Source organism: Enterococcus spodopteracolus (genome assembly GCF_030441955.1).
In the GTDB taxonomy this organism is placed as follows: Bacteria; Bacillota; Bacilli; order Lactobacillales; family Enterococcaceae; genus Enterococcus_B; species Enterococcus_B spodopteracolus.
The window spans coordinates 17,089-36,262 of the sequence record NZ_JARJHD010000001.1 but is presented as its reverse complement, the minus strand read 5'-3'; the positions used below and the strand labels follow the sequence as shown (position 1 = coordinate 36,262).

The 19,174-nt window shown below is 39.1% G+C and carries 17 protein-coding genes, 1 other RNA gene and 1 other annotated feature (1 of these 19 cut by a window edge); of the genes, 7 read left to right on the top strand and 11 right to left on the bottom strand.

What is annotated here, in order from left to right:
• Nucleotides 1-62 (bottom strand) — a binding site (T-box leader); it reaches 150 nt to the left of the window's first position.
• Nucleotides 63-191: 129 nt separating this feature from the next.
• Nucleotides 192-1,142 carry an aldo/keto reductase gene (locus tag P3R27_RS00185; protein ID WP_034687182.1) on the top strand — a complete coding sequence of 317 codons (951 nt, stop codon included), beginning with the start codon at nucleotides 192-194 and terminating at the stop codon, nucleotides 1,140-1,142.
• Between the two features lie 157 nt (nucleotides 1,143-1,299).
• Here P3R27_RS00185 and P3R27_RS00180 read toward each other — a convergent pair whose 3' ends face one another.
• From P3R27_RS00180 to P3R27_RS00145, 8 genes are all read right to left on the bottom strand, one after another.
• Nucleotides 1,300-1,428 (bottom strand): DUF6290 family protein, encoded by a 129-nt coding sequence (locus P3R27_RS00180; RefSeq protein WP_235186268.1) that lies wholly within the window; start codon nucleotides 1,426-1,428, stop codon nucleotides 1,300-1,302.
• Between the two features lie 168 nt (nucleotides 1,429-1,596).
• The gene (locus P3R27_RS00175) at nucleotides 1,597-2,856 is read right to left on the bottom strand and encodes a cytochrome P450 (RefSeq protein ID WP_034687185.1); all 1,260 of its coding nucleotides are present in this window, start codon (nucleotides 2,854-2,856) and stop codon (nucleotides 1,597-1,599) included.
• 613 nt (nucleotides 2,857-3,469) lie between these two features.
• A complete protein-coding gene (dtd, locus tag P3R27_RS00170; protein WP_034687188.1) occupies nucleotides 3,470-3,916 on the bottom strand; it encodes a D-aminoacyl-tRNA deacylase in 447 nt (148 codons plus the stop codon).
• Nucleotides 3,917-3,927: 11 nt separating this feature from the next.
• A complete protein-coding gene (locus tag P3R27_RS00165; RefSeq protein WP_034687190.1) occupies nucleotides 3,928-6,141 on the bottom strand; it encodes a RelA/SpoT family protein in 2,214 nt (737 codons plus the stop codon).
• Nucleotides 6,142-6,370: 229 nt separating this feature from the next.
• The gene (locus tag P3R27_RS00160) at nucleotides 6,371-7,132 is read right to left on the bottom strand and encodes a 16S rRNA (uracil(1498)-N(3))-methyltransferase (protein ID WP_034687192.1); all 762 of its coding nucleotides are present in this window, start codon (nucleotides 7,130-7,132) and stop codon (nucleotides 6,371-6,373) included.
• The gene (gene prmA, locus P3R27_RS00155; RefSeq protein ID WP_034687194.1) at nucleotides 7,133-8,080 is read right to left on the bottom strand and encodes a 50S ribosomal protein L11 methyltransferase; all 948 of its coding nucleotides are present in this window, start codon (nucleotides 8,078-8,080) and stop codon (nucleotides 7,133-7,135) included.
• 12 nt (nucleotides 8,081-8,092) lie between these two features.
• The gene (locus tag P3R27_RS00150) at nucleotides 8,093-8,581 is read right to left on the bottom strand and encodes a DUF3013 family protein (RefSeq protein WP_034687196.1); all 489 of its coding nucleotides are present in this window, start codon (nucleotides 8,579-8,581) and stop codon (nucleotides 8,093-8,095) included.
• Entirely contained in the window at nucleotides 8,550-9,218 is a 669-nt protein-coding gene (locus P3R27_RS00145; protein ID WP_034687199.1) for a DNA-3-methyladenine glycosylase, read from the bottom strand. Before P3R27_RS00145 ends, P3R27_RS00150 begins: the two co-directional genes overlap by 32 nt.
• A gap of 206 nt (nucleotides 9,219-9,424) precedes the next feature.
• On the opposite strand from P3R27_RS00145, the gene P3R27_RS00140 reads away from it, so the two are divergent.
• The 4 genes from P3R27_RS00140 to P3R27_RS00125 all read left to right on the top strand — a co-directional run bounded on the left by P3R27_RS00140 (nucleotide 9,425) and on the right by P3R27_RS00125 (nucleotide 11,901).
• Nucleotides 9,425-10,705 (top strand): replication-associated recombination protein A, encoded by a 1,281-nt coding sequence (locus P3R27_RS00140; protein ID WP_034687200.1) that lies wholly within the window; start codon nucleotides 9,425-9,427, stop codon nucleotides 10,703-10,705.
• A 77-nt stretch (nucleotides 10,706-10,782) separates the two neighbouring features.
• A non-coding RNA gene (gene ssrS / locus P3R27_RS00135) (6S RNA) lies at nucleotides 10,783-10,977 on the top strand.
• Nucleotides 10,978-11,068: 91 nt separating this feature from the next.
• The gene (locus tag P3R27_RS00130; RefSeq protein ID WP_034687203.1) at nucleotides 11,069-11,356 is read left to right on the top strand and encodes a hypothetical protein; all 288 of its coding nucleotides are present in this window, start codon (nucleotides 11,069-11,071) and stop codon (nucleotides 11,354-11,356) included.
• A 71-nt stretch (nucleotides 11,357-11,427) separates the two neighbouring features.
• Nucleotides 11,428-11,901 carry a universal stress protein gene (locus P3R27_RS00125; protein ID WP_010734215.1) on the top strand — a complete coding sequence of 158 codons (474 nt, stop codon included), beginning with the start codon at nucleotides 11,428-11,430 and terminating at the stop codon, nucleotides 11,899-11,901.
• A gap of 48 nt (nucleotides 11,902-11,949) precedes the next feature.
• Here the strand turns inward: P3R27_RS00125 and P3R27_RS00120 are convergent, their stop codons facing one another.
• Complete coding sequence (locus tag P3R27_RS00120; RefSeq protein ID WP_034690658.1) at nucleotides 11,950-13,902, bottom strand: sucrose-specific PTS transporter subunit IIBC; 1,953 nt, start codon at nucleotides 13,900-13,902, stop codon at nucleotides 11,950-11,952.
• Nucleotides 13,903-14,129: 227 nt separating this feature from the next.
• Between P3R27_RS00120 and P3R27_RS00115 the strand changes: the two genes are divergently transcribed.
• Together P3R27_RS00115 and P3R27_RS00110 are read left to right on the top strand one after the other, a co-directional pair.
• Entirely contained in the window at nucleotides 14,130-15,608 is a 1,479-nt protein-coding gene (locus P3R27_RS00115) for a sucrose-6-phosphate hydrolase (protein WP_034690655.1), read from the top strand.
• A 12-nt stretch (nucleotides 15,609-15,620) separates the two neighbouring features.
• Nucleotides 15,621-16,604: a LacI family DNA-binding transcriptional regulator gene (locus P3R27_RS00110; protein ID WP_034690654.1), complete on the top strand. Its 984-nt coding sequence runs from the start codon at nucleotides 15,621-15,623 to the stop codon at nucleotides 16,602-16,604.
• Between the two features lie 234 nt (nucleotides 16,605-16,838).
• Here the strand turns inward: P3R27_RS00110 and P3R27_RS00105 are convergent, their stop codons facing one another.
• Together P3R27_RS00105 and P3R27_RS00100 are read right to left on the bottom strand one after the other, a co-directional pair.
• Nucleotides 16,839-18,020: an acetate/propionate family kinase gene (locus P3R27_RS00105; RefSeq protein WP_034690651.1), complete on the bottom strand. Its 1,182-nt coding sequence runs from the start codon at nucleotides 18,018-18,020 to the stop codon at nucleotides 16,839-16,841.
• Nucleotides 18,021-18,044: 24 nt separating this feature from the next.
• Entirely contained in the window at nucleotides 18,045-19,052 is a 1,008-nt protein-coding gene (locus P3R27_RS00100) for a class I SAM-dependent methyltransferase (protein WP_034690649.1), read from the bottom strand.
• Between the last annotated feature and the right edge of the window lie 122 nt (nucleotides 19,053-19,174).

Sequence of the window (19,174 nt, the reverse complement as noted above, 5' to 3'; positions counted from 1 at the left end):
AGCCACGACGATCCTCTCTTATAAAGCATTTAGTTACTTACTCGCTCTTTCATCGATATTTAGATATTAATTATAACCTACTAAAAACACAGCGCAAAGTCAAGTAGATTCTTATTGATTTCTTTTCAAAGTCTTTTTGATTCAGCTTTTTTTCTTTTTGATTTAGACTAAATAAAAAAGGAGGTAGAACAATGTCAGAAGTAAAAATCGGTCATTCTCAAGTATATGCCGAAGCAATCGGCTTAGGTGCAAATGCCGTCGGAGGGCACAATCTTTTTTCAGGATTAGCGGATGAAACTGGAAAAAAAGTCGTCAGAGCTGCCTTAGATAATGGCTTGAACCTTATTGATACTGCTTATATTTATGGTGAAGGTCGTTCGGAACAATTGATTGGAGAAGTCTTGCAAGAACCGGCTTATGATCGTTCCCGTATGATTATTGCCACCAAAGCAGCACATCTTCCAGATCAACCGGAAAAATTTGATAACTCTCCTGAATTTTTGAAGAAATCAGTCGATGAAGCGTTAGAGCGTCTGCAAACAGATTATATCGATATTTTTTATATCCATTTTCCAGATGAAGCAACACCTAAAAATGAAGCAGTTGCCGCTTTACACGAACTGAAAGAAACTGGGAAAATCCGTGCTATCGGTGTGTCTAATTTCAATTTAGAGCAATTGAAAGAAGCCAACCAAGAAGGCTATATCGATATCGTACAGGATCAATTCAGTTTGATCCATCGCACAGCGGAAAAAGAATTATTTCCTTACCTCGATGCTAACGAGATTGGTTTTGTACCTTATTTCCCACTTGCTTCAGGTTTATTGACTGGCAAGTATGATCTAGAAAGTCCAAAACACTTTTCTGAAGACGATCCTAGAAAAAACAAACCAAACTTTCAAGGTGAACGTTATGAACGAATCATCACAGCGGTTGATCAACTCAAACCGCTTGCTGAAAAGTACCAAGCAACCACTGCTCAATTGGTTTTAGCTTGGTATATCGCACACCCGCGGATTTCATTTGTCATTCCTGGTGCAAAGAAACCCGAACAAGTCGCAGACAATGCCAAAGCCTTGGATATCCATTTATCCTTAGAAGATGTCCAAACAATCGATCAGTTATTCCGAGAGTTTAAATAATACTCAAAAACAACCATCGCGAGAAAATGCGGTGGTTGTTTTTTTTATTATGTACAAGATGTTTCAGCATAACCTTAGCTCTTTTTTCATTTCATCATGCAAAAGATTTTCATCAATTTTCTGATGATCCTTCATCACTTCATTATAGATAGCCAAGTCAATTTTTTTCTAGCCTACCTACTATCATCGTTCTGGCTAATTCCGTTATTGTCAGTCCTTTCAAATCAGCCATTGCCAAAATAAATGATTTTTCTTCCTCTGATACACGAATTGTAATCTCACTCATTCCATCACACTTCTTGTATATTTTTATAGAACGAGATCGGGAGAGAAGGACTCTATTGCCTAACAGGCTACTTCTCTTCCCACTACCTAATCCATTCTTACGTAAGAGATAAAAGCGACTGTTACTTTTGTCTCTCCCTCACTAAGCAAGCCAGGCTCAAAATCCATATTACTCTTTATATAACAATCCTCGACTATTCGGATAAGTCGGAAATTGATTGAATGGAATCGTCCAATCTTGTTCTGGCACAGAAAAGGCAAAACGATTCACTAATTGATCGGAAAAGACACGTAAACTATGCAACGTGATCCATTCGCCTGCGCATCGGTGCATTCTTCGGAAATCACCGCCACCTTGCGCAATCATTTCGTATTCTTCTTCATAAGAGATTTTTTTCGCTTTACCAATATACCGTTTGATCAAAAATGCCTCTGGTGAATCTACTGTCCGTTCATCATGATTTGTTCCATACAAATCTAAAATCACCCAACTATCTTTAAGAATGCGATAACCATCTACTTCTACATCTTGCAAAGCAAAGGCGGGTAACATTGGGAAAAATGGATAATACCGACGCATCTCCTGAATAAAAGGATCCTGTAGTTCCTTAAAATCATTTTTTAGTTGTTGATAGATATCTGGTCGGCTGAAAAGAGCATGCCCCATCAAAACCGCCCAGACGGTCAATGCCACGGTCGGCCGAATGATATTCAACAACTCTACCGCAGCAATATCCAATGGTAAGCGATTGCCCTTAAGATCAGTCGCATGTGCAAAAGCATACAGGGGGACATTTTCTTTTCCGGCTACTGGATTTGCTCGTGCTTCTTCCAACAACTCTTGCGCCCATTTCTCTGATTTTTTCCGATTTTCTACACCTTTAAAATGATCGATTGGCGAAGTGACTGTCCCACTGATCATAGAGATCTGATAATCTGCCAGTTGGTTGATCTCTTCTTCTGAATAATCTGCTAAGTTGATTCCTGACCATTCACAGATGGTGGTAAAAAGTACTTTTTTACTCAGGTCAAATAACTCAAAGGTACCATGTTGTTGTTCCAATTCATGTGCCAATACTCGATCCAATATTTGATGATAGTCTTCCATTCGCTCTGGTGTCATCAAATCCATAAAAATTGCTTTACGGTGATGATGCTCCGCGCCATCTAAAGACTGCACACCGTCCTTTCCAAATAATGTTTTTTGGACCATTTTAGGCATCGCACCTTCTCGTTTGAAATTTCTTGGATCATAAAAACGTTTCGCTGCCTCTTCCCCATAGATGATCACAGCTTCCTTATTGAATATCTTTGCTTTCACAACAGGTGATTGAGCTTCTTCTCTTAACTTCCCGAGCATTTTGTAGCCCTCATTATAGTATTTTTTGATTTCGGTCATTTTGATATCGACCACTGGGATTTCTTGCATAGTTTTTTGCCTCCTAATAAATAACTTTAGATATTATTAGGATACTCCTTGTACAATAAAACTGACAAAAGAAGTGTTTGAAACCAAGTGATACCATTTATTTCTCTTGCGTTGCCTAACCTTGAATAAAAGCCTTCCTCATCACTAATAAGATTTCATTATAACGTTCTGTGACTCTGTCACTCACCTCATTCCTTCGTCTAGCTTTGTAGTCAACTCGTGAAATGCCCCTTTAAACCGCACGTCTTTTCTACCATGTTTGTAAAAAGACAAAACATAGACATCATAAAATAAATTATAGCTTCTAAAGGGATATTCTACTTACATCTAAAAGATATAATGGCATTCTAAAATAGTGAAAGGGGCTCCTTTGAACAATTTTTTATCTGGCGTTGTCCAGTAATCAAAGCCATTATCATAGCGGTGGGAAAGTATCTCGTCTATCGTTGTCTGCTTTTTATTAGTCATTAGCAAGCAACTCCTATGTTCCATTTTATCGTATATCAATACTCCTGATGAATAGAAAATGAAAACGGATTCTCGGATAAAGGCAAAAAAAGACTGATTTTGAGAAACTCCATCAAAATCAGACTGATCTTTTTTTATTCATTTATCATTTATTTTGAGAATCAATAATGATCGTCACTGGGCCATCATTCACAAGAGAAACCGCCATATCTGCACCAAATTCTCCTGTTTCAACTGTGATACCTCGTTGTCTTAGCCCTTCGTTAAATGCTTCGTATAAAGGAATCGCTGTTTCCGGACGTGCTGCTGCGATAAAACTTGGTCGATTGCCTTTTTTTGTGTCTGCAAAAAGAGTGAACTGAGAAATACTCAACAGCGTTCCTTTGACATCTTCAATACTTAAATTCATTTTTCCTTGTTCATCTTCAAAGATACGCATCTGGGCAATTTTTTTTATCAAATAATCTACGTCTGTTTGCGTATCTGTATCATGAACACCTAGCAAAATCAACAAGCCATGATCGATACGACCCACTTCTCGTTCGTTGATCGACACAGCTGCTTGACTCACTCGTTGGATCACTGCGCGCAAGGTACTACCTCCTAGCCATTCATCCGGCGGACGCTATATACATCCGGTACGGTCTTGATTTTATCGACAATACTTTTCAAGTGTGACAAGTTACGTATTCCTACTGTCAAATGGATCGTCGCCATTTTGTCTTTATTCGTTCGTGCTTCGACACTGTTCAGATTTTTAGTCATCGCATTCACTGTCTGCAAGACGTCATTTAACATGCCAGAACGATTATAGCCATAGATCTCTAAATCAGCATCATACTCTTTGTTCGTATTTGAAGTGTCTTCCCATTCAACGTCAATCAACCGTTCTTCCACATTTGGTTTGTCTGGTTGGACATTTGGACAGTCTTTGCGATGGATCGAGATACCACGTCCTTTGGTGATATAGCCCACGATGTCATCACCTGGTACAGGATTACAACAACGGCTGATCCGGATCAACAAGTTTTCAACACCTTGGATGACGACGCCACCTTCATGACGAACCTTCACTTTTTCAGGCTCTTTTTTAGGTTGATTCATCAACTCTTCTGCTTCTTGTTTTTGTTGCTCGATTTTTTGTTCTTTCCGCTCTTTTTCAGTCAAGCGATTAGCCATCGTCAATGGACTTACTTCGCCATAACCAATCGCAGCATACATATCTTCTTCTGTTTGAAAATTCAAGCGTTCTAATGCGTCATGTAATTTATTTTTTGAAAGAATCTCCTTTGGTAAAAAGCCAAGATCCGTAATACACTTCACTAAAGCTTCATGGCCCTTCGTCACATTTTCGTCTCGATCTTGACCCTTGAAGAAACGTTTGATTTTATTTCTCGCTTTACTTGTGGCTACTAATTTCAGCCAATCACGACTTGGCCCAAATGAATTTGGCGAAGTCAGAATCTCAATGATATCACCATTCTTCAATTTGTAATCTAATTGGACCATTTTCCCATTGATTTTGGCACCGGTTGTTTTGTTTCCGATATCTGTATGGATGCTATAAGCAAAGTCTAACGGTCCTGATCCTTTAGGAAGCTCAGTCACATCGCCTTTGGGAGTGAACACATAGACTTTATCACTAAAGATATCGCCTTTCACACCCTCCATGAATTCAGAAGCATCGTAACTTTCATCTTGCAGTTCGATGATCTCATGGAACCAACTTAACTGTTTGGTCATCCCATCAGGTTCAACTTTTTCGCCTTTTCCTTCTTTATACGCCCAATGAGCAGCTACCCCAAACTCAGCGATTTCGTGCATTTCTTGGGTACGGATCTGGATCTCGACAGGGTTGCCAGCTGGTCCGATAACAGTCGTATGCAACGATTGATACATATTCGCTTTAGGCATCGCGATATAATCTTTGAATCTACCTGGCATAGGTTTCCATTTCGTATGGATTGCTCCTAGTACTGCATAACAATCTTTGATCGAATCCACGATGACCCTAATTGCAAGTAGATCGTAAATTTCATTGAACTGCTTTTTTTGATCCTTCATCTTCCGGTAAATGGAATAAATGTGCTTCGGACGACCATAGATTTCCGCAAAAATACCTAATTCTTCCGTCGCTAAACGAATATCCTCTACAGCCCCACTAACGTAGTTTTCACGTTCTTCTCTTTTTGTCTGCATCAGGTGGACGATTCGATAATATTGCTTTGGATTAAGATAACGTAATGCCGTATCCTCTAATTCCCATTTGATTCGACTGATCCCTAAACGATGAGCAAGCGGTGCGTAGATTTCCAATGTTTCTTGCGCAATGCGTCGTTGTTTATCTTCCCGCAAATGCTTTAACGTACGCATGTTATGTAAACGATCGGCTAACTTCACCATGATTACACGTAAATCTTGAGCCATAGCTAATAACATTTTGCGGTGATTTTCCGCTAGTTGTTCTTCGTGGGATTTATATTTGATTTTCCCTAACTTCGTCACTCCGTCCACCAACATTGCCACGTCGTTCCCGAAGGCTTCTCTTAAATCTTCTAAGGTTACTTCTGTATCTTCTACCACATCATGTAAAAAACCAGTGGCAACCGTATGGGGGTCCATTCGTAGATCTGCAAGAATCCCTGCAACTTGGATCGGATGGATGATATAAGGTTCTCCTGATTTACGAAATTGTCCCTCATGTGCAGTGGTCGCGTAATCACATGCTTTTTGCACAAAAGCGACATGTTCAGGTCCCATGTATTGGCTAACCATCTTAATAACGTCAGGCCCTGTTAATATTTCTTCTTTTGGCATGGGAAACATCCCCCTTTCTATTCATAATCAAAACAGATATTTTTTTCGTAAGAAAGCATTTTTTATAGCTTAGGATTAAATAATTGTTCTTATTATACCGATTGTGTCAATGATTTTCAATTCCGTACAAAAGGAAAAATGCTCCCTTCGCTTTGAGGGATCAAGAAAACAGAAAAAGTCATTCATTTGCTTTGTAGAAGATCGTTATCCCTAACGATTAACTCGCCTATTACTTGCTAAGTGCTTGTAATTCAAGTTGAAAACTTGCGGCACTCAACAAATACAAGGGGGCAGTTTCTGTTCGTAGGATTCTTGGACCAAGACCACAAAGAATGCCACCTTGTGATTCAAAATGAGCGACTTCTTGTGGTGATAATCCGCCTTCTGGGCCAAACACTGCAAGGATCCGAGTGCCTGGTAAAACAGATTGAAGTATTTTGGCCAAATTAGCGGCTTCCCCTTGTTTTGCTGATTCTTCATATGCAATCAGAAGGACATCATACAAACTGAGCGTCTCATAAAATTCCTTTTCTGTCTCCATTAAAGATACTTGCGGTACGACTTGGCGATGCGACTGTTCCGCAGCTTCCTGTGCAATCTTGACCAACCGTTCTTGCCGCTTTTTGCGTTTTTTGGCATCCCATTTAACGACAGAAGTCGCAGCAGGAAATCCCACAAACCCGTGAGCGCCTAGCTCTGTTCCTTTTTGTACGATCCAATCCAACTTATCCCCTTTAGGATATCCGCTAGCAATCGTGATCTTGCAGGGTAATTCTTTTTGAACACTTTCTTTCGCCACTTCGACTAAGAAGACTTCATTCTCCTTTATTTCATTGATTTCTGCAATGATTGCGATTTGGTCGTTAAATGCTAAATAGACCTGATCTTTCACTGCCATACGCATGACTCTTACCATATGATGGTAAGCTTCACCTTCTAATACATAATGTTCTTGTGGGCGATAGGATTCATCTAGAAAATATCGTTGCATTTAATCCACCTCAGGTTTTTTTAGCATAATGGCATACCAATCTTTTTGTTGGAACACTTGGTCAACAACAAAACCTTGTTCTTCCATCGCCGTAAGAACCATTTCTTTCTTCTCTTCAATAATTCCAGAAACGATCAACGTCCCAGTTTGTTTTAGTAAACGCCACGCATCAGGAATCATCAACAAAATGATATCTGCCAAAATATTAGCTACGATCACATCGCTCTCAATCTCGATACCTTTTAATAGGTCATTGGCTGACACATGCACATCTTTTGCTACTTTATTTAGATCCATATTTTCTTTTGCTGAACGCACTGCCACTTCATCGAGATCATACGCATAGACTTCTTTTGCTCCTAAATGCTTCGCCGCAATGCTCAACACTCCGGAACCAGTACCGACATCTAAAAGCGTTTCTCCACCTCGCAAGGTCGACTCCAGCGCTTGTAATGTCAAAGAAGTCGTTGGATGTGTCCCTGTTCCAAACGCCATCCCTGGATCTAATGTAATGATTTTTTCTAATGGATCATTCGTTTGATAACTTTCCCAACTTGGTACGACCGTTAGTAGCCGTGTGATTCGAACCGGATGATAATATTTTTTCCAAGCCGTTGCCCAATTGCTTTCTTCGACTTCACTCACCGTCACAATGTTCTTACCTATTGCTAATCCAAATTTGGGTAATTTTGTCACGCGTTCTTTGATAAAAGGTAAAATTTCCGGTAAAAAAATCGTTTCAGGGAAATAAGCCATCACGATGGCCCCCTCTTCAATTGTTGTAAAATCTTCTTTTGTTAGGATTTCTCCGTAAGGATCAGATTTAAAATTTTCGACGTCCAATGAATCTTCGATCGCGACACCACTCGCTCCTGCTTCCATTAAAATATTTGCGACTGCTTCAACCGCTTCACTCGCCGTTTCGATTTTGACTTCATTCCATTTCATATACGTTGCTCCTTAATAGCTAGGATAAGGTAAATAGACATCTTTACCATTTAGTTGTTTTTCTTCGACTAAACGTGCGAATACGTGGTTGTCCCATTTCAATTCAAAGACAGCTGATTCGTCTTCTGCATCTAAAAAATCTAAAAGGTCGCTTTGACCTTGTGCTAAAACATCATTCAGGTAGTCGATCAGTGCATCAGCTACGGAAGTTGTTAAACCTTTCTTGCCTTCATAAGGGATCATTGCCAGATAATCTTGCTCATCAAATGTTGATTTTTCTGGGTTGAATAATAAGACGCCATCTTCAAATTCAATGATATCTTCTTCCGAGACAACTCCTTGAGCATCATCTAGTTCATAATGCGCCTGATTTTCTGCAAATAAGCGTACCACGATCTCAATCGTATGATTTTTTGTATCCCAATCTAACGCCACATCATAGTCTGTGATTTTCTTTTCGATAGCCGCATCAAGATAGTCTAATATTGTTGTTTTCTTCATTTTGTTTCCTCCAACCCCAGTCTGCATCGACTTGGTTCTTTTTTTGTAATGAAAGATACGGATTTCCAGCAACGACAAAACGCAATGGTTTTTCCGTCCATTCGCCTTTATTCGGTATACCGATTCTCGGCAACGCCAATATTTTTTTTGGTAGCCGTTTTTTCTCAAAAACTAAACGCAACGAGCTATCACGAATCGACTCTCCATATAAAGTTGGTGATAGACCTAAGGCTGCCACTAATTTCCCCGGACCATTACTAATATCAGGGCCTGCCTTCCCTTTGCGATTCAGGCTCATTTGCTCTACCCCTTCAACAGGCTCAATCGCACGGATCATCACTCCTTGTGGCACGCCTTCAGGTTGCGTGATGATATTTAAAATCAAGTGGGTGTGCATCGTGTAGAGATAAATCGTTCCTGGTTCTTCATACATGGCACGCACTCGAGGCGTACGCCGCATACCATAGCTGTGAGCAGCCAGATCTTCCGGACCTAAATAAGCTTCTGCATCTACGATATAGCCACCTAAGCGCCCTTTGGATGTTTCATATTCCAGATACATTCCTAGTAAATCTTTTGCCACTTCTACCGTTGTTTTATTTAATAAAAGTTCATCTAATTGTTTTTGATTTGTCATTTGCTTCACCACCTTTATCATACACAATATTAGGCAAAGAAGCTATGAAAAAAGCGGGTCAGAAAGTTGGCGATTGCCATTGCTGAACTAGAGAAACCTATTTCGAGCTTCTCTCCCTATGCTGACTATTCCTCCGCCTTTTGCGCCCCTTTATCCTATGAGATATGTTATAATAAACGAACGAATAATCCAAAGGAGGCAGACTGATGCAACAACCATTAGCCTATCGGATGCGTCCGAAAAATATCGATGAAGTCGTTGGCCAACGCCATTTAGTTGGGGAAGGTAAAATCATTCGCCGCATGGTTGATGCAGAAATGTTATCTTCCATGATTTTATATGGACCTCCCGGCACAGGAAAGACAAGTATCGCTAGTGCCATTGCTGGCTCAACTAATTTTGCCTTTCGGATGTTGAATGCCGCGACTGATTCTAAAAAAGATCTACAAGTTGTCGCCGAAGAAGCTAGAATGAGCGGTACTGTGATTCTTTTACTTGATGAAGTCCATCGATTAGATAAAACAAAGCAAGATTTTTTACTTCCGCATTTAGAAAACGGTCGTATCATCTTGATTGGGGCAACCACGGAAAATCCTTACATCACTATTAATCCAGCAATTCGTAGTCGGACACAGATCTTTGAGGTAAAACCGTTAGACGAAGAAGATATCCAATTAGCCATTCATCGTGCATTGTCCGATAAAGAAAATGGCTTGGGAGAATCATCGATTAAAATAGATGAAAATGCCTTGCTTCATCTATCTCGTGCTACTAACGGTGATTTGAGAAGCGCACTTAATGGTTTGGAACTTGCTGTACGTTCCACTAAAAAACAAGAAGACGGTACAATTCATCTCACCCTCGCTATTATCGAAGAGTGTATCCAGCGAAAAGCATTGACGCATGATAAAAATGGGGATGCTCACTATGATGTGATCTCCGCATTTCAAAAATCCATTCGTGGGAGCGACGTGGATGCTGCATTACATTACTTGGCGCGTTTAGTCGAAGCTGGGGATTTAGCAAGTATTTGTCGTCGCCTAATGGTGATTGGCTATGAAGATATTGGTTTAGGCAACCCTGCTGCTGCGGCTCGAACAGTCAACGCTGTGCTTGCTGCTGAACGTTTAGGTTTACCAGAAGGTCGTATTCCTTTAGCTGATGCAGTCGTCGATCTTTGCCTTTCACCAAAATCCAATTCTGCCTATACCGCATTAGATAAAGCCATTGCAGACATAAGAGCAGGAAAGGCAGGCGAAGTTCCTGATCACTTAAAAGATAGCCATTATCAAGGTGCCAAGTCATTGAATCGAGGTGTAGACTATCAATATCCTCATAGCTACGAAAATGCTTGGGTCGATCAACAATATCTACCTGATAAACTGAAACATACACAGTATTATCAACCAAAAAATACTGGGAAGTACGAACAAGCCTTAGGACAACAATATCAGCGCATTAAAGAATGGCAGAATAAAACACAATAACCACCGTCATTGAAAGCGTTCAAAATTATTGAGCGCCCACATTGCTCTTTTTAAATCCATATGCTACTATAGAAGTGGGAAATCTGTGATGTTCGAATTGTCCTCTTTGTGTGTTGACCGAACATTTTTATTGATATCTTGGGACCTGTCTTGTGTCACAGCTGGTAACATGCCTTATCATTTGGTAGTTCGATGCGACGACCATGGGACCCACCTGCTTGAATTCGCGGGATCAATACTACAGGACAAACAACGGCATTAACGGAGATTACCATTTCTTTACCTATTAAGAGGCAGTACCGATTTATCGGTGCTGCCTCTTTTATGGTATGATTGGTTTTAGAAAAAGTAGGAGTGGATACAATGATTCGTTTATTGATGGCGATTGCCGCCTTATTGCTATTATTTGTCAGTTATTACTTATTTAAAAAACAAGCGATTTTTTTCGTTCTTATCGAACAGAATAAAAAGAATCAAGATTTTCTAAGTATTTTCGGTTCGATCTACGCGTTTTTAGGACTTCTAGGACTCGTTGTCGTAGCAATCAATCATCGGTTTTTTGCATTACTCTATTTAGTCATCGTAATTGCTGTTGCCTCTGTCTTCAGCATCGGTTTTGCCAAAAAAATGACGAAACCTGACAGTAAATAATTCTCATTTCTTTGAATTTGCTTTACAATAGAATTGTAAACCAAGTATCTTTTTTGAAGGAGTGAATGCTGATGTTACAACAATATAGAAAAATCATGGTTGCGGTCGACGGTTCTGAAGAAGCCGAATTAGCGTTTAAAAAAGCAGTAAACGTTGCTTTAAGAAATAACAGCGAGCTTTTATTAGCTCATGTCATTGACACACGATCTTTCCAAACTGTTTCATCCTTTGATGGCATGTTGGCAGAACAAGCAACAGAAATGGCCAAGCAAACACTAGCCGATTATGAGATGAAAGCTAAAAAAGCTGGATTACATCAAGTGACAACTGTAGTAGAATACGGTTCTCCAAAGCATATCATTGCTAAAGAAATCCCTGAAGACCATGAAGTGGACTTGATCCTTTTAGGTGCAACTGGACTCAACGCAGTCGAACGTCTATTTATCGGTTCTGTTTCAGAATACGTTATTCGCAATGCAGCATGTGATGTTCTAGTCGTACGTACAAACTTAGAAAATCAATTACCAAAAAAAGAAGATAAGTAATTAATTCATAAAAAGCATTGAGAAATTTTTATTTCTCAATGCTTTTTATTAGTTAGATTCTGTCTTTGAACGTAGCATGAGCAATCTTTCTTTGCTATCTATTGTGCCTTCTGTAACAGGAGTAATTGATTCATACAATAAAGAATTGGTAATAATCATCATTACCGTATCATCATAACCGGCTTGCTGGAGCTTTTGCTGATCAAATCTTCCCAACAGCTGGCCTTTCTTTACCTTATCTCCTACCTGAAATTCTGTCGAAAACCCTTGGCCATTTAATTCAACTGTATCAATACCGATATGGATCAAAATTTCTCCACCAGCATCCGTTTTCAACCCATAGGCATGTTTCGATTCATAAATAACAGTCAGTTCACCATCGGCTGGAGCAAATAAAAGTCCTTCCGTTGGTCTGATTGCTATTCCTTTCCCCATCATTTCTTGAGAAAACACAGGGTCATTTACTACTTGCAGTGATATCAGTTCACCAGAAACAGGAGCGACGATTACTTCTTCTATCACACGTTCCTCCCCTTCTTTTGCAACACTAGGTACATCTGCTGTTTCCGGTTCCTCACTAGCAAGTAGGTATGCGTGTTTTTTTCCATAAAGATATGTTGTAGTGAAACCAACGAGTAAACTGATGAGGATACCTATCATGAAAAAAGGAATCTGATTAGGCGTAATTGAAATAAAGCCGATGACGCTGGCAGGACCTAAAGCAATAGCAAGTACATGGAAAAAGCCAATGAACATGGAAGAGATCCCGGCAGCAATCATTCCACAAATAAATGGAAACTTTAATTTTAAATTGACACCGAAAATTGCTGGCTCTGTAATTCCTAGTAAAGCAGAGATACTAGCAGAAGTTGCTAAACTTTTTTGCTTTGTATTTTTAGTCAATAACATGATGGCAAGTGTTGCTGCACCCTGTCCAACATTTGCCATTGAAGCAACTGGGAAAATAAATGTTCCTCCCGTTCGAGCCACATCAGCCAATAAAGACGTTTCAATTGCTGGAAAACTTTGATGAAGACCAGTGATCACGATTGGTGAATAGAATAAACCAAAAATCCCTAAACCGATTGCTCCAGTTGTTTGATACAACCAACTCAATCCTGCTGTTAAGCTGTCCCCGACTGCTTGCATCACTGGACCAACCACAACGAATGTCAAAAAACCTGTAATGATAATTGCTAACATCGGTGTAAATGTATAATCAAATGCATTAAGTAAACGTTTATGGAAAAATTTCTCTAAATTCGCCAAAATCCATGAAACAGCTAAAACTGGTAAGACCGATCCTTGGTAACCTGCTTGAGCAATGTTTAACCCAAAAATATTCCAATAAGGCATTGTTCCTTCTGCCACAGCATTTGCTACGCTATAGCCATTGACCAGCTCCGGCATCACCATTGCCATTGCCATTGCTGCTCCTAGATAAGGATTGCCACCAAATCTTCGCGTTGCTGAAAAACCTACTAGGATCGGGAGAAATGCAAATGGGGCAGAAGCCAGTAAATTAATAATGCTAGTCACATCTTTTAAATTAGGATACATCTCAATCACTGATTGTGGTCCGAATAAATCTTGTGCGGTCAAAACATTATTGATTGCCATCAACAACCCGCCTGCGACTAAAGCAGGAACAATTGGTACGAATATATCAGACAGTACTTTGATCAAGGACATAAAAGGATTCTGTTTCTTCCCTGATTGTGCTACCGCTTTCAAATCGTCAGTCGATGCTTCTTTTGTACCGGTCAGCTGTATAAGTTCGTCGTAAACGTTATTCACATCACCTGCGCCTATAATGATTTGGAATTGATGGTTTGCTTCAAAGGTTCCTTTTACTTCATCAATGGCATCTAGTGCCTTTTGATTCACTTTCGCTTGATCTTTTAATACTAAACGCAAACGAGTTGCACAATGTGCGGCAGCTTGGATATTATTTTCCCCTAGTGCGTCATTGATTTCTTTTGCCACTTTTTTATAATCCACTTTTTGTCCCCCCTATATAATCTAAAAATCAATTATTTGTAACCGTTATCCTAGCTTGAGTATGCCACGACGCCCTAGAATTGTCAAACGTTTATCAAAAATAAAGCTTATATTTTAAAATAAATACCTAGAAAAAATGATAAAAAACGTAAATAATGATATACGTTTGACATTAGTGTTAGTTCGAGCTATTCTATAATAGAATACGTTTACAAGGAGTCGTACTTATGAATAATAATTTTAAATGGACACGTCAACTACGTTATCAAGCTTATCAGGCGTGGCCTCAAGAGTATCAAACACTGTTAAAGGAACAAGTAGCTCATTCTCCTTGGCGTTTGGATTACCACATTCAACCACCTTCTGGTTTGTTGAACGACCCAAATGGTTTTTCTTTTTTCAACGGCAAATGGCACTTATTTTACCAAGCTTATCCGATGGGCACTGTCCATGGGTTAAAATCTTGGTACCACTTGACTTCTAAGAATTTAGTCGATTGGCAAGAGGAAGGATTGAAACTTGTACCCAGCACGTCATATGATAGTCATGGCGTCTACTCCGGTTCAGCACTTCCGGTTAAAGATAAATTATTTTTGGCCTATACAGGCAATGTCCGTGATAAAAATTGGATACGTACTTCGTATCAGTTGGGTGCATGGATGCAACCTAATGGCGAACTATCAAAATTAACCACCCCACTGATTTCTAAGCCACCTTACGGCTATACACAAGAATTTCGAGATCCTCAAGTGATTTTTTATAAAGACGAATATTTGTTATTGTTGGGTGCACAAAATCAAAATAAACAAGGGGAAATTTTAGTTTACCGTAGTCCCGATCTAGACACTTGGTCTTACGCAGGTCCTTTAAAATTTACGCAACAATCGATGGGATTCATGATCGAGTGTCCTAACTTAGTATTTATTGATGGAAAAGCGCTATTGCTCTTTTGTCCACAAGGCTTAGAACAGTCTATTTTGGAGTATCAAAATATATACCCGAATGCTTACATCATCGGAGAAGCCTATGACATCGAAACGAATCAACTTACCCAACCTTCAAACCTTAAAAATCTTGATGAAGGCTTTGATCTTTATGCTACTCAAGCATTCAACACTCCTGATGGTCGTGCCTTAGCAGTTAGTTGGATCGGGTTACCTGAAATCAGTTATCCGACTGATCCATTTGGCTGGGCCCATTGTCTAAGTATCGTCAAAGAGTTGACGATCGAAAATGGGACACTCCATCAACGTCCTGTAAAAGAAATGAGGCAATTACGAATTAATCCGCCATGTTCTTTGAATCAATCAGTCTCACAGATAAATACCGAGCAAAATCGCTACGAAATCAACTTAGAGTTTAAAGAAAATCAAAGTGGAAAAATCTATTTATGTAGTGATCCCCTTGGAAATAACGGATTGATCCTCTCTTTCGATCGCAGGCATGGTAAAATGAAAATAGATCGTAGCTTATCAGGAGAAGTATTTGCAGAAGATTATGGTGTCACAAGAGAATTTACAATTTCACAAGAGCCTTTGTCTTTACAAATCTTTGTTGATATTTCTGTAGTCGAAATCTTTATCAATGACGGTAAACAAACGGCTACTGCCCGAATTTTCCCTTCAAGCGAACAGACCACACTCTTGATTGAATGTGACCATGCCTTCTCAGGAACGCTTTGGAAGTTACGTAAAATGAATGAATAGAGGGTAAGTAAAATGGTTGTTAAATTAACCGATGTAGCCAAAAAAGCTGGAGTCTCACCAACCACTGTATCACGTGTCATCAATAACTACGGCTCATTGAGCCAAAAAACAATCGATAAAGTAAATCAAGCAATGAAAGAATTGAATTATCACCCCAATTCATTGGCTCGTTCTCTTCAAGGAAAAAACACCCAATTGATTGGCTTGATTTTTCCTACAGTTGCCAACCCTTTCTTTGGTGAATTAGTCGAACAATTAGAAAGTAAGCTATTTGATTTAGGATACCGTTCAATATTATGCGATAGTGCAAACAATAAAGAAAAAGAACGAAACTACCTCAATATGTTAGCTGCAAACAAAGTAGATGGTATCCTTGCTGGAGCGCATAATCTGGGTATCCAAGAATACGAAAATATTGAACTACCCATTGTCTCCTTCGACCGCTATTTAGCAGAAGGAATTCCAATTATCAGTAGTGACAATTTACGTGGTGGATACTTAGCTACCGAAAACCTTTATTTAAAAGGTGCCAGAAACATTGCCATCTTAACTGGCTCCCAAGAATCAAATTCACCGACCAATCAACGATTGAATGGCTATTTGGCATTTATGGAAGAATTCCAATTAGAGCCGCACGTGTTTCATTTTCATTCTACTGCCCGATCAACAGCTTTAAAAAATTTAGAGATCAAACGGATTTTAGAAATGAAAACAATTGATGCTTTATTTTGTACAGACGATTTAACTGCTATTTTAGCCTATAATCTCTGTCAAGAATTGCACATTAAAATTCCTGAAGAAATAAAAATCATCGGGTATGATGGAACAAAATTGATTCAAAATTATTTTCCACAGCTCTCGACCATCGCACAACCAATTACAGATATTGCTGACATCTTAGTCGACCTAATGCTCCAACGGATCCAAGATCCAGAGAAACCACTTGAATCCAACTATGTGTTACCTGTGAAATTGATTCAAGGAAGCACGACATAGGATGACCAGCTACTTGAATGAAAGTGTATCTTCTAATTTTCTATTATTAGAAGATATACTTTTTTTGAAGGCGTCGCTTCTAGCTTCATTCCTCTGATTTAAATCAGGCAAAAAACCAAAAAGAGCTGGACAATGTCCAACTCTTTTTTTGAACCCTTATATTATACCGGCTAATTTCTTAGCGTCATCCAAATCACGCAGACAAACATCCATTACTTCTTTATTTGAAGCAACTTAACGCAAGCGTTCTACGTCACGTGCAATCATTAATTCTTCATCTGTTGGGATGACTAACACTTTGACTTTTGAGTCTTTTGTTGAGATGTCTAACTCTTCACCACGTAATTTATTCAATTCTGGATCGATCTCACAGCCAAACCATGTCATACCTTTGATCACTTCGTTACGCACATGACCATCGTTTTCTCCGATACCCGCAGTAAATACGATTGCGTCAACGCCGTTCATTGTTGTTACATAGCCACCGATATATTTACGGATACGGTCAACAAACACATCATAAGCCAAACGGATTTCTTCTTTATCGTAATTGTTTTCAAGGTCACGCATATCACTAGATAGATTTGTTAATCCTAAAAGACCAGATTTTTTGTTTAAGATATCAACCATTTCATTGATATCGATTGATAATTTTTCCATTAGATAAGGTAAGATCGCTGGATCGATATCACCAGAACGAGTACCCATCGTTACACCTGCTAATGGCGTGAAGCCCATTGATGTATCAACAGATTTACCACCGTCAACAGCAGTAATTGAAGCACCATTTCCTAAATGACAAGTAATGATTTTTAAGTCTTCGATTGGTTTACCTAACATGTCTGCCGCACGTTCAGAAACATAACGGTGACTTGTTCCGTGGAACCCATATTTTCTCACTTTAAAATCTTCGTAGTAAGCGATTGGTAAGCTGTACAAGTAATTGTGTTTCGGCATAGTCGCATGGAAAGACGTATCAAAGACAGCTACACTTTGGATATCTGGCAAAATTTTCTTAAATGCTTTGATTCCCATTAAGTTGGCAGGATTATGCAATGGCGCAAATTCTGCTAATTCTTGGATACGTGCCATTACTTCTTCATCAATGACTACAGAGTCATCATAAGTTTCTCCACCGTGAACGACACGATGTCCGACACCTGTGATTTCATCATATGCGCCTAAAATATTTAATTCGATCAATTGATCCAATAACATTTTTACAGCAACTTCATGATCATCAATATCTAAGATTTGTTCAAATTTTTGGCCTTCACCATACTTGATTGTAAAAATTGAATCATTTAATCCAATTCTTTCAACGATTCCTTTAGCGACTACAGTTTCTTCTGGCATTTGGTATAACTGCCATTTTAAACTTGAACTTCCAGCATTGATTGCAATTGTTTTTGACATGTTACTCTCCTTTTTGGTAAATAGTTATAAGGAAGCTGATTTCCAGTTTTTAAATTCGTTAAAAAACTTCGTCACCTTCTCTGGTTCTTTTAGTGAATCAAGTTTAACAAGCAGTACTTCTTTGGTTTGTTTTGCTTGTTTGCCTTTTTTCTGTAAAATCAAAATACTTTTTTGTGATTGCTTATTTCGGAACAACTCATCCGGCAATTGGATCATACCTTGAAGATAGCCTTCTTCTTTAAACCATTTTTTAATGTACTCGCTTTGCTCTGTCTCCAAGAAATTGCTTGGCATCAAGAACAAACCGAAACCATCTGGCTTGACGTATTTCATTGCCTGTTCCAATAAAAGATGATGAGCATAACTGTGACCTTCTGTCGCGCGTGTCAAAAAGTCTTGCGCTTTTTGATCATTCGGATAAAATCCGATTGGCAAGTCACTAATAGCGACATCAACTGGTTCGATCAATAAGTCTTGTAATCCATCTTGGTGAAAGTATTGAACAATCGCTTGCGTCAACTCACTTGTAGAAGCCGCGACAGACAGTAGTGTATCATCGATATCCACACCAAAACCTTCTGTATGATATCCAGCAATGTTTAGGTTTAAAAGAACTGTTAATAGCAAATTGCCCATTCCTGCTGAAATATCCAAGACACCGATTTTTTCTTTATGATCAGGGAAGAGTTGTTCGATCAAGAAAACAAACAAGAAACCAATGCTATCTGGTGTCAATTGATGGTTTGCTTGTAAGTGCTCCGTTTGACTTCCCTTTAACAAAAGCAACTGCGACAAACGACGCCACTCTTCCGGTTCAAATGATAATTCACTCAGTTTTTGATAAAGCTCTGAGATCTGTTGGGTTGTCTTTACATTTGGTACACCATCTACTACACGAACTTGATAGTTGTCTCTTAAATTTTCGGCATTTTCAACATAAGCTTCTAAAAAAGAAGTTCCCAATGCGTTTTGTAAAAGCTGAATAGCTTCCAGGTTTTGCTCAAACCCTTGTTCCATTTTTTCTGGTAACATCGTGCGCCTCATTTCTAGATATATTATAACAATTATTTTACCTGTTTAATTCTAACGAACAATCGCTGAAATTTCAATCGTTTTCATCCTTTTTCTTTGTGAAATAGCGAACATTCAACGCC